Here is an 11,461-nt window from a genome sequence, read left to right on the forward strand (position 1 = left end):
GTCGAAAGGCCGATCCGATCGTGACGGTCCTGGTTTCCCGAGCGCCCGGTTCCTTCAAGTCCTGCTCCGCGCGGGTTGAACCCGCCACGGCGCTCGGTCATAATGCAAAAGATCAAACATTCCTCAGCGACTGAAGAGCTCCGCATGAAACTTGCGTTCAGCACCAACGCGTATCTCCGCTTCCCCTTCGATGAAGTTGCCGAGCGAATCGCGTCGCTCGGGTACGAAGGGTTGGAACTGTTGGCCGACGTTCCGCATGCCTGGCCGGCGGGGCTACTCGAGGGGCCGAAGCGAGCGATCCTCGCCGCCATGGAGCGGAACGCGCTGACCTTCTCGAACGTCAACGCGTTCATGATGAACGCGGTCAACGATGCGCGTCAGCCGTACTGGTATCCGTCGTTCATCGAGCCCGACCCGCACTACCGCTCGGTCCGGATCGACCACACCCGACGTGCGATCGGCCTGTGTGCGGAGTTGGGTGCGCCCCACATCACGACGGAACCGGGGGGGCCACTGGCACCCGGCCAGAGCCGCGCTGAGGCCATCGACCTGTTCGTCGAAGTCCTCAAGCCACTCGCCGAGCACGCCCACAACCTCGGTGTGCTCCTCCTGATCGAACCCGAACCCGGCTTGCTGCTCGAGACGAGCGACCAGTACCTCGAGGTCGCCGACCGGGTGAACGCCCCTTCGATCGGCCTGAATTACGATGTCGGCCATGCCTTCTGTGTTTCCGAGGACATTCCGGCCGCCATCGCCAAGCTTGCGCCCCAGATCCGCCATTACCACCTCGAAGATATCGCGGCGACCCGCGTCCACCACCATCTGGTGCCAGGCACCGGCGCGATTGACTTCCCCGAGGTTTTCGCGGCGATTCGCAAGACGGGCTACGACGGCTGGTTGACTGTGGAGCTCTACCCGTTTGGCGACGATCCCGATGCCGCAGCGCGGGGAGCGTTCGAGTTTCTCTCCCCCTTGATGGTCCCACCAAGCGGCGCCTGAACGATCGACGAGCCGGACTTCGGCAACCTCCTCGCTGAACGACCGGCTCTCTCTCTTGGAACTCCTCAGGCGACGGTCTCATCCATGGCGATCAAGCCCTACTTGCAGCTCATTCGGTTACCGAACGTCTTCACCGCCGCGGCCGATAGCCTGGCCGGCTGGCTCTTGGTGCGCGGTAGCCTGGACGCGCCGGAGCGTTGGCTCCCGCTCGTGGGCGCGTCGATGGCGATCTACGCCGCCGGAATCGCGCTCAATGACGTCTTCGACTACGAGATCGACCTCAAGGAACGCCCGGGACGCCCCTTACCTTCCGGCCTCGTCTCACGCCGATTCGCCGCCTGGGGAGGGGGATCCTTGCTCCTGCTCGGCCCCTTGCTGGCGGCGCTCAGTGGCTCGATCGCGAGCGTCGGGATCGCACTGGCCCTGGCCGCCTGCGTGCTCGCCTACAACCTCGGTCTGAAGCGAACGTGGTTCGGTCCCGAAGTCATGGGGAGTTGCCGGGCGCTCAACCTCGTGCTCGGGATGAGCCAGGCGGTCGACTTCGGAGGACCCGGTGGCTGGATCGTCGGGGTGTCACTCGGGGTCTTCGTGACCGGGGTCACCTGGATCAGTCGCTCGGAGACCGAGGTGGGGCGGACCCGGGGCCTCTATCTTGGGTTGACCCTCGAGAACCTGGCCTTCCTCGGGCTGCTGACCGCGGCCCTCCAACCACGCTTGTTCCCCGCTGTCGCCGCCGACCCACGTGCGGTTCTGCCCCTCGAAGGAATGCTCGTCCTCCTGCTCGTCGCCTGGGTCGTGAACCTGGCCGGCACCCGCGCGCTCCAGAACCCGATTCCATCCACGCTTCAAAAGGCCGTAAAGACGGGCGTCCTCTCCCTCGTCTGGCTCAACGTCGGCGTCGTGGCGGCCGTCCGAGGCCCGACGTTGGCGGCCTCGGTCGCGATTCTCTGGATCCCCGCCTTCCTGCTCGGCCGGTGGCTCTATTCCACCTGAGCCACCCCCCCGATCTGTTTTGAACGGCTATCGTTGCCATTCATCACCAAATGCGGGCCAAATCCGATCTTTTCTTTCCAACGCATGGATGGATTGTAGAAAATACGTTTGCACCAACGACCACCGAGTGTCATTTTTAGAGAATCCACCGTCAGCGACGTGGAATTCGATCGTGGCTCAAGAAAAACGAGTGGGAGATGAAGTGCGTCATTGCACCGCTCGGGGGCCGTTTGTGACCAAACGATATGGGTTTACCCTGATCGAGCTCTTGGTGGTCATCGCGATTATTGCGGTGTTGATCGCCTTGCTGCTTCCCGCGGTGCAGGCTGCGCGTGAAGCGGCCAGGCAGTCGCAGTGCCGCAACAATCTCAAGCAAATTGGCCTGGCCATCGCCAACTACGAGAGTGCCCACACGACTTTGCCGATGGGGGCGGTGCTCCAGAGCGCGACGGACGCCGACAGCGATTGTGGAGGCGCGTTCACCAAGAGTGGCCCTGGTGCCCCGCGCGATTTCACCATGTTGGCACTGATCCTCCCCCACATGGAACAGGCGACGGCCTATAACTCGATCAACTTTCAGCTCCGAGCCGACGGCGCTTACATCGGGGGCGTAAACGCCGGGGCAGTCAACAGCACGGGCTTACTCACCACGATCGCGACGTTCCTCTGCCCGAGCGATGACCTCCGGTCGTCAAAGTTGGGTCCGGGCCCGGTGGCTTATTCGCAGACCTCGTATTTTCCGTCCGGGGGGACCTGGAACACCATCGCCTACTACGCCGGCCCGAAGTGTTCGGATCTCGAAGTCGGCAACGGGGCATTCGATGCGAAGACCGCATACCCGATGGCTGCGTTCGTCGACGGCACGAGCAGTACGATCGCCGTGGGCGAGTCGGCCCGGTTCCGCAACGACCCTGACTGGTTCTGCAATAACTGGAGCGTTTACGGCTACTTCTCGTCGATGGCCGGGGGAAGCACGACCCGCCCTCAAGGGTTCGCCTATGAGGTTCCCCGGATCAACGCCAACATGATGGTCGGCGACTACTCGGGGGGAGGACTTCATCCGCTTCCCCCGGAGACACACTGGCCTGACGTCAGTGACTATAAAGCATGGGCCATCAACTCGGCCTATCTGGAATACGGCCAGTGGGGTTTCCGCAGCCAGCACCCGGCCGGCGCCCAGTTCCTGTTCGGGGACGGCTCGGTGCGGTTTCTCAAGAACTCGATCAACCCCTCGGTCTACCGATCCTTGGGGACCCGAAACGGCGCCGAAGTGATTAGCGCTGACGCATTTTAGCGGGAAGTCTGCCTGTTTCACGCAGCCAACGGCAACGGCAACGGCTTCGAACCGACAGAGGATTCAATCGATGACGGAAAGGCAGCTTCGCCAGACGCTCGGAGCGGCAGTCGTCACGCTCGGCGCGTGCGGCTGTGACCCGAATCCGCAGGGCCCGTCGGCCCCTTCCCCGAGTCCGCCGGGAGCCGGCAAGGACTCGGGGCCCGCGAACGGAACGCCGAAGAGCGTTCCGTTGAAGCAAGTCGGGCCACCAATCGGACTGTTCGCGCTGCCTCCAATTTCCCCTTGAGGAATCGCAATCGCTCACGTCGCGGATCGGGACTCGCTCAGGGCGGCGGTTCGTGGCGTGAACTGAAACCGCGGGCACTGCGCAAAGAAGGTAAGCGGGTTTTCGTAGACGACTTTGCGAATCAGAGCTTCGCCGTGACCCCGAGCGCGGAGCTCGAAGATGAGTTCGGGAACGGCAAGCGGATCGCTGTGTCCCCAGTCGCCAGCCGAGTTGACCATCACGCGCTCGGTGCCATAGATTTCGATCATATCGGCCGCACGCGCGGGGGTGCACTTGGTGATCGGGTAAAGAGTCATCCCGACCCAGTGACCGGCGTCGAGCGCGGGGCGGATCGTGTGCTCCTCGACGTGGTCGATGCAGACGCGTTCGGGCTTCAGCCGCGTGTCGTCGCGGAGCATGTCGAGGATCATCCTCGTCCCCTGGTACTTATCAGCCAGGTGCGGTGTGTGGACCAGGATCAATTCCTGGGTCCGCGCCGCCAGATCGAGGTGGTCGCGGAAAACCGTGGCCTCATTCTTGGTATTTTTGTTGAGTCCGATCTCGCCGATCCCGAGCACGCTGGGCTCATCGAGGAATTCGGGGATCAACTTGATCACCTCGCGCGAGAGCGAAACGTTTTCCGCCTCCTTGGCATTGATGCAGAGCCAGGTCTTATGCTCGATGCCGTAGAGCTTCGCCCGGTTCCGCTCAAAGCCCGTGAGCTGGCGAAAATAGTCGCGGAACCCCTCCGGCCCCGATCGGTCGAACCCTGCCCAGAACGCCGGCTCGCTGACCATCACGCATCCGGCAAGGGCCATCCGCTTGTAGTCGTCAGTGGTTCGGGAGACCATGTGGATGTGCGGGTCAATATAGGAAGGCATGCATGTAAACTCCAAAATTTCTAGCGGCTTGCAACTTTTGCCTGCACCGTTTTCGGGATGCATTTGGATTAAGAAAGGGACTAAACCGCTGCCGAGTTGCACGTTCCAACCTTACAATCGTGTCGGCAGCCAGCCGCTCCGCGAGTGGAGCGAAATCCCTCTTGCCAGAAGACTCCTCGCTCGTCGACCGGCAAATCTCAGTGATCGAAAAATCGCGACGACTCGCTCCGGCCTGGTCCCCATGCTACCAAGTTTCGAACAGGGTCGCACCAGCGAGGAAGCGCATCAATCCCACGACTCCCAGCAAGTAAACTGCGATCCTGGTGCGGGAGACGAGCGATTCAGTCCATTGACCGAAGTGCCAGTGACACGGTCGGACATGGCCGCCAGGGAGAATGTCGATTGGTTCGAGCACCAGAGACTCTCTACGATCCTCGCGGGGGCGACTCGTCGGTTAAGGTCACGGAGTTGGCAATCGAGACCGATTCCGACTCCGGACTCTTTGCGCGATCGAATTATTTTACCGTCTGCTGGATTCAGGAGGGTCAGGGCCAGTTCTGGGCCGATTCCGCATGCCATCCCTTGGCTGCGCCCTCGCTCCTCTTTTTCGTTCCCTATCAGTACGTCCGGTTCGTGGCGGAACGGCCAATCCGAGGCATTATTGTCCAATTTCATGCCAATTTCTTGTGTATTGAGACCTATCATGAAGAAGTCGGTTGCAACGGCGTGCTGTTCAACGATCTCTATGGCGTCCCGACGGTCGAGCTCGAAGAACGCCATGATCGCGAAGTTGCGGAGCTGATTTTCCAGATCCGTGGTGAGCTCGCCGAGGGCGGGCTTGCCCACTCCGAGATCCTGCTCTCGTACCTCAAGGTGCTCCTGATCCGAGCGACCCGCCTGAAGCGGGAACAGCAAGGGACGCTGACCGGCTCGACGTACGATCGGTTCCCGCCGGTCCTGGAGTCGCTCCGGGAGCTGATCGAAGCGAATTATCGGCGGATGCACGCGCCCGCGGATTACGCCCGGCTGCTCGATACCGACCCGAAAGGGCTCGGGAAAGTGGTCAAGGCTCACCTCCATAAGACATTGACCGACCTGATTCGCGACCGGATCCTCAAACACGCGAAGTGGGACCTGTTGCACACCTTGAAGCCGGTCAAGCAGATCGCGCACGAGCTCGGGTACACCGACGAACTTTACTTCAGCCGTCTCTTCAAGCGGGCGACCGGGCATTCGCCGGTCTTCTTTCGGGAATTCGAGACGGCGATTCGCGGTGGGAGAAATCTCTCCATGAGTTTGCCTCTTCCGTCCATTCCGGCAGATCCGGTCGATCGCAAAAATGGATCATCGTCCGCATCCGAGTCCTGACTGTAAACAGGATCGATCGTGCGGCCCGTCCTGATTGCGGGAGACAGTCTGATGACGAGTTGGTTACGGAGTCTGATGGAAGTGGCGGCGCGGGCGGACCGCTTGGGGATCACGGTGACGCGACTCGGACTGATCCTGGTTCTGCTCTGGATCGGCGGTTTGAAGGCGTTCCGGTACGAGGCGGACGGGATCGTGCCGTTTGTGGCCAACAGTCCCCTTATGCGCTTCTGGTATTCCGACCCCGGGAATTACAAAACCCACAAGAATCCCGAAGGGGCCCTGGTCGCGAAAAACCGGGCCTGGCACGAGTCGAACCGAACCTATCTGTTCGCCTACGGACTTGGGTCGGTCATCGTCTTCTACGGACTGTTGCTTTGCCTGCATCCGTGGCTTCCGCAGGTTGCGGCGGTGGGTAGCTTCCTGGTGGTCGTGATGTCGTTCGTCACCCTCTCGTTTCTGATCACGACCCCGGAGTGCTGGGTCCCTGCGCTAGGGGACGCTCAACACGGATTTCCGTACCTGAGCGGTGCCGGCCGGTTGGTCGTCAAAGATGCGATCATGATGGGCGCCGCACTGGTCACAATGGCCGACTCGGCCAAAGCGTACTTGCGGTCCCACGGGCAATCCGTCGCAATCTGAGTGTAAGGGATCGTCCAATCGCCCCCGATTCCCCGCGAGTAGGCCCGTCAAGCTTCCTTGCTCCCCTCCCCTCCCCTCACACAGCCGGACCACCCGTTGGTGTTCACCACGGTGGGCCACCTGGCTGAATTCCTCCAACCGGTCCACTCCACAAGCGACTCCGCCCTAATGCTGGAGGACAGGGACTCGGTCGATGGTCGGCGCGCTCAGCTTGGTCGAGTCTCGAGGACACCGTACTTCTCTTGCCAACTCGGATCGTAGTCGAGCGAGAAGAGGCGTTGGATGGTCTCGGCACGGCCGGGACCGGGCTCGAGGAGCGCCTCAATCGCCTGGCGCAACTGGGCGAGGCGGCGATCAGGGGGGTCGCCGGCTCGGCCAGGGGCCCGGTCAAGGCGATCGAGGGCCGCGGCGACTTCGAGAATCCGGCTCCTGGACTCGAGGAAATCGCGGTTGAGTACCTCGGCCGCATCACGTGATTCAGTCATCACGAAGTCGTCTCCCGATGGGTTGTAACCCCGCGTGGGCCTGTGGCGGCTCGGGGGGTGGTCCCGATCATCGCAGATCGATCGATAGTACGCAAAGTGTTGGTTTCATCACCTAGACTTGGTATTGTAGGGGTCATGCGGTATTCGCGAACGAGAACGAAAATGACATCAAGGAAGTTCTCCTTTCGTCGCATCGAGGAGCCACGCTCATGAAGACACCTGGGATTCGCGCTCTCTTGGTTTCCACCTCGCTGTTGGGCTTCTCCGACCCAGGGTCGATCGCCTACGGAAACCTTGGCCGCCGCGCCGCGGTTTACGCTCCGGTCGAGACCGTCCTCCCGGTGGCGACATCGTCCGTGGTGCCCACGTCGTATGCACTCACCACCACTTCCTACGTGGCGCCTACGTCGTACACCCTCGCTCCGACCTCTTATGTGCTGCCCACGTCATACGTCCTGCCCACGTCGTACACCCTGCCCACGTCGTACGCCCTGCCCACGTCGTACGCCCTGCCCACGTCGTACGTCCTGCCGACGTCCTACGTTTACCCGACATCCTACCTGACGACCTCGGCTGTCCTACCATCGGTTTATGCGACCGTTTATGGGACTCCCGCCTATGAGTCCACATCCTACGTGGTCCCGACGTATTATCGGACCCGACGGCTTCTTGCACCGCGGAGGATCGTGGATCGACCGATCTACACGACGACCGCTGCACGCTACTACGTGCCGACGACCGCAACCTACTACCCGACTTCAGTGATCACTCCGACGACCTACACGCCGACCTCCTACGTCTACCCGACGATTTACGACCAGCCGGTGGTCGCGACGGCCGATATCTGCTGCGCGAGCTCCGCTCCGTCGTTCTCCCCGGCCCCTGCCCTTAGCACGGCCGCTCCCGCTCCTTCTGCGACGTCGAAGACAAGAGAACGCGCACCCGCCTCGTCCGTCGAAAGCACGGCGACGGAACCCGTGCCTCCCAACGATTCCTCGAATCTTCCGGAGCCTGCTCCCGCTCCGGCCCCGGTACAACGCCAGTCGAAGCCCGAGCCGGCGCCTGCTCCGCTGCCCGAGATCCCGAACGAGCCGGCAACGACCGAGCGGTCGAGCGTTCCGAGCCCCGAGCGGCTCCCCGATATTTCCGCGACAAACTCGGGTGCGGCCCTTCCCTTGCCTGTCGCTCCCGCGGATTCCACCTCGCCGCCCGCTCCCCAAGAGCCACCGATTGCTCCGGCCGATACGCCCGTCAAGCACAAGGTGAATCGCCCGAGCTTTCCGGCCGGTAACGCGCGAGTGACCCGCAATATCCTCAAGGGCAAGGTGCTCTCCGGTGACACCGGCGAGCTTGAGGAGGGAGTCCAGTTGATCCTCTCCAGCCGAACGAATGCCTTTGCCGACCGGCATGTGACGACTGATGCCTTCGGTCACTACGCAGTTCGGCTGCCCGACGGCGACTGGACCGTCAAAGTGGTGATGCCAAGCGGTCGGACCTATGCGGTTAGCCAACTTACGATCAGTGGCAGCGAGATCGTCGACGATCTGGGACGAAGCATCCCGAGCTTGACGATCACGCGTTGAAGTTGAATCGGCAGAAGAGGACGATACAGCGACCCGGTTCCTCCCGAGGAGCCGGGTCTTGTCGTTTCTCACCCGTTGAGAATCGCTGAGGCGGTGCCAACCCAAGCGCAAATGGTCGCCTCCCCGCATTCTTCCCCTTTTTGGGTAGCGATGGACGATTCGAAAATCCGCGTTTGTTATGTCGTGAGCTACTTCCATCCCCTCGAAAGCGGGGCCGAGCGACAGGCCCTTGCGCAAGGGGTCGAACTGGCGAAGCGCGGCCACTCCGTCCAGGTGGTGACTCATGCCGTCGAGGGACTCCCTCGAGACGAGGATGTTCAGGGAATTCAGGTGCACCGGTGGGTGCGATCGTCGCGGGTCGGCCCGCTCTTCGCGGTGAGCTTCGTGGCCGGAGTCATCCAGGCCTTGCGTCGGCTCCGTGGAAGTTACGACCTGATCCATACTCACCAAGGGCTCTGGGAGGCCGTCGCGACGGGGCTCGGTCGCAACCAGTTCGGTGGAGCGCCCACCCTGGTGCAACCGGCAAGTTCGGGATACTACGGCGAGGCCGAAGAACTTGCGCGGACCCGAGGGTTCCCGTTGCTCCGCCGCCTGATCTTACGCAATCCTGCCTTTGCGGCGATTTCCGCCGATATTGAAGCCCAGTGGACCCGGCTCGGCGTTCCCCCGGAGCGGATCTTCCGGATAGCGAGCGGGGTCGATGCCACCCACTACCGACCGGGGCCGTCTGGCTTCGAAGCTCAGCTTCTGCCGCGTCCCAGGGTCGTGTTCACGGGGCGACTCCATCCTCAAAAGAATCTCAACCGGCTTCTCGAGGCATGGCCGGCCGTGGCGAACCGCACGAACGCCAACTTGATCCTGGTCGGACACGGACCGGAACAGGCTCGACTCGAGGCCCAGGCCAACGAACTCGGGATCGCGGACCGAGTCCAGTTCACCGGGGCCGTGAACGACCCTGCCGACGTCCTTCGCGCGGCGGACTTGTTCGTGTTGCCAAGTGTGGCCGAGGGGATGAGCAACTCATTGCTCGAGGCCATGGCCACCGCCTTGCCTTGTTTGGCTTCCGGGATCGGCGGCAACATCGACCTGCTGAGCGACGGGGTCGGTCGCCTCGTGTGCGGTGACGACCCCGCGCGGTGGTCGGACGCGTTGATCGAGATCCTTGATCATCCGGATCTGGCAAGCCAGCTGGGAACTGCGGCTCGGAAGCGGATCGAGTCCGACTACGCGCTGCCGATCGTGGTCGACCGCTACCTCACGCTCTATCGGAGTATGCTGGCGGCACGGTTCCCAATCGGCTCGTCGCGTCTGAGCCGCTGAGCTTACTCAGGCTGACGGAGGACGCGCGACGCGAACGCGATCCGCGCGACGACCCAGCGTTGCTCGACCGGTTCGATCTCGGCCTCGAAGCCCCGACCTGAGATCAGGTCGGGGTCGAGCGACTCATCCTCGAGCAACAGGGAATAGGGGATGATGAGTCTGCGCGGTTGACCGGCTCCCACCCCTTGCACGCGGAGGATCATTTCGATGGCGCCGCTGCCCGGGGGTGTCTCCTCGAGCGTGGCAGTCTGGACGATCCCTCGGATCTGCATCGGGAATTCCTCACTTCGTCGCCGCGTCGAGCGCATCGACCGTTGACACCGCGGAGTCATGAGTCAGGTCGAGGAGGACCGCGACGGTCATATCACCGAGAACATTCGAGGTGGTCCGACAGCGGTCGAGAAACCAGTCGATCGTCAACAAGACCGGGATCTTGTCCGCGGGAAGACCGACCGCCGCGAAGATCAGCGGCAGAGTCACGAAGCTGCCCGACGGAATCCCGCCGGCGCCCACGCTGGCGACCAGGGTCGTCAGCACGATGATCAACTGGTCGATGGGACTGAGCGCGAAACCGAGCGCCTGGGCCATGAACAGGACGGCGGTGGCTTGGTAGAGCGCGGTGCCGTCATTATTGAAATTGGTCCCGACGCAGGCCGCGAGTTGACTCGACTGTCGCGAGACCCCCAACTTCGACAGCGCCCGAAGCGTGACCGGGATCGTCGCCGCCGTGCTCGAGGTGCTGAACGTACTGGCCATGACATCCGTGGCCCCGCGGAGGAATCGTAACGGTGACATCCGCGCAAAGATCATCATGACGACGAGATACCAGATGACCTGACAGCTCAGGCCGATGAGCACGACGATGATCAGCCAGATCAAGGATCGAAAGACCTGGATCCCCTCGCTCTGCCCCACGCTCGAGGCGACGACTCCGAATACGGCGAGCGGGACCAGGGCGACCACCCAGAGCAAGACGCGCATCAACAGCTCGAAACCGACATTCAACAAGTCGACGACCGCTTTGTAGGTTGTCTCGCCTCGCGCTTGCTGCTCGTTGCGGATCTTGACCAGCCCGATCGCCAAAGCAAGGGTCAGGAGGACGAGTTGGGCCAGGTTATTCTGTGCAAAGGCATCGCCCACGCTCCGGGGCACGAGCTCGATGAGCAGGTCGGTCACCGACTTCCGGGGCGGGGCAACGGGCGGATTGGTGAGGTCGATCAACTTCGCGCCCACGCCGGGGCGGATCAGGTTCGTGAGCACGAGACCGAATCCCATGGCGACCATGGTGTTGATCAGATAGTAAATCATCATCCGCGCGCCCTGGCGACCGCGGATATCGTTGGAGACGATCGCACTGAGGATGGCCAGAACGACCAAGGGGGCCGCCAGCGCGCTCAAAGCCCGAATGATCAGTCTGGGAAGAAGGTTGAGTGACTCCGCGCCGTCACCCCAGTACAGACCCACCGGAATTGCCAAAAAAACGGCGGCAATCACCCAAACATAGAGTGGAATACCCCCCGGCCGGCTCTCCGGTTCGTCCAGGCCGGCAGCGATTGGTTCCTCATCAAACTGAGCCATCGAGTCATCCTCGCATCCGCAGCGTAATCGGGAGCGCTACGATCCCCTCGGCC

11 protein-coding genes are annotated in these 11,461 nt (G+C 62.4%); 7 read left to right on the forward strand and 4 right to left on the reverse strand.

From position 1 onward, the window contains the following. The first annotated feature begins 144 nt into the window (after nt 1-144). From BUS42_RS36280 to BUS42_RS36290, 3 genes are all read left to right on the forward strand, one after another. Nucleotides 145-999 carry a sugar phosphate isomerase/epimerase family protein gene (locus tag BUS42_RS36280; protein ID WP_074317457.1) on the forward strand — a complete coding sequence of 285 codons (855 nt, stop codon included), beginning with the start codon at nt 145-147 and terminating at the stop codon, nt 997-999. A gap of 84 nt (nt 1,000-1,083) precedes the next feature. Then, nucleotides 1,084-1,992, forward strand: a complete 909-nt coding sequence (locus BUS42_RS36285; protein ID WP_074315906.1) for a UbiA family prenyltransferase — start codon at nt 1,084-1,086, stop codon at nt 1,990-1,992. A gap of 232 nt (nt 1,993-2,224) precedes the next feature. Continuing rightward, on the forward strand, nt 2,225-3,286 hold the full coding sequence (locus BUS42_RS36290) for a DUF1559 family PulG-like putative transporter (protein WP_315850756.1): 1,062 nt from the start codon (nt 2,225-2,227) through the stop codon (nt 3,284-3,286). Nucleotides 3,287-3,589: 303 nt separating this feature from the next. Here BUS42_RS36290 and BUS42_RS36295 read toward each other — a convergent pair whose 3' ends face one another. Next, nucleotides 3,590-4,435 carry a TatD family hydrolase gene (locus tag BUS42_RS36295; RefSeq protein ID WP_074315910.1) on the reverse strand — a complete coding sequence of 282 codons (846 nt, stop codon included), beginning with the start codon at nt 4,433-4,435 and terminating at the stop codon, nt 3,590-3,592. 402 nt (nt 4,436-4,837) lie between these two features. Between BUS42_RS36295 and BUS42_RS36300 the strand changes: the two genes are divergently transcribed. Together BUS42_RS36300 and BUS42_RS36305 are read left to right on the forward strand one after the other, a co-directional pair. Beyond that, nucleotides 4,838-5,803, forward strand: a complete 966-nt coding sequence (locus BUS42_RS36300) for a helix-turn-helix domain-containing protein (protein WP_254054044.1) — start codon at nt 4,838-4,840, stop codon at nt 5,801-5,803. A 51-nt stretch (nt 5,804-5,854) separates the two neighbouring features. Then, nucleotides 5,855-6,442 (forward strand): DUF417 family protein, encoded by a 588-nt coding sequence (locus BUS42_RS36305; protein WP_074315914.1) that lies wholly within the window; start codon nt 5,855-5,857, stop codon nt 6,440-6,442. 206 nt (nt 6,443-6,648) lie between these two features. Here the strand turns inward: BUS42_RS36305 and BUS42_RS36310 are convergent, their stop codons facing one another. Beyond that, nucleotides 6,649-6,927 carry a hypothetical protein gene (locus BUS42_RS36310; RefSeq protein ID WP_074315916.1) on the reverse strand — a complete coding sequence of 93 codons (279 nt, stop codon included), beginning with the start codon at nt 6,925-6,927 and terminating at the stop codon, nt 6,649-6,651. A gap of 209 nt (nt 6,928-7,136) precedes the next feature. On the opposite strand from BUS42_RS36310, the gene BUS42_RS36315 reads away from it, so the two are divergent. Both BUS42_RS36315 and BUS42_RS36320 read left to right on the forward strand, forming a co-directional pair. Next, a complete protein-coding gene (locus tag BUS42_RS36315) occupies nt 7,137-8,510 on the forward strand; it encodes a hypothetical protein (RefSeq protein WP_074315919.1) in 1,374 nt (457 codons plus the stop codon). Nucleotides 8,511-8,660: 150 nt separating this feature from the next. Further along, nucleotides 8,661-9,830: a glycosyltransferase family 4 protein gene (locus BUS42_RS36320; protein WP_074317459.1), complete on the forward strand. Its 1,170-nt coding sequence runs from the start codon at nt 8,661-8,663 to the stop codon at nt 9,828-9,830. A gap of 2 nt (nt 9,831-9,832) precedes the next feature. Here the strand turns inward: BUS42_RS36320 and BUS42_RS36325 are convergent, their stop codons facing one another. Continuing rightward, entirely contained in the window at nt 9,833-10,102 is a 270-nt protein-coding gene (locus tag BUS42_RS36325) for a hypothetical protein (RefSeq protein ID WP_074315921.1), read from the reverse strand. A 10-nt stretch (nt 10,103-10,112) separates the two neighbouring features. Next, nucleotides 10,113-11,408: a dicarboxylate/amino acid:cation symporter gene (locus BUS42_RS36330; RefSeq protein WP_074315923.1), complete on the reverse strand. Its 1,296-nt coding sequence runs from the start codon at nt 11,406-11,408 to the stop codon at nt 10,113-10,115. Nucleotides 11,409-11,461 lie beyond the last annotated feature (53 nt).

Source organism: Singulisphaera sp. GP187 (genome assembly GCF_900129635.1).
In the GTDB taxonomy this organism is placed as follows: Bacteria; Planctomycetota; Planctomycetia; order Isosphaerales; family Isosphaeraceae; genus Singulisphaera.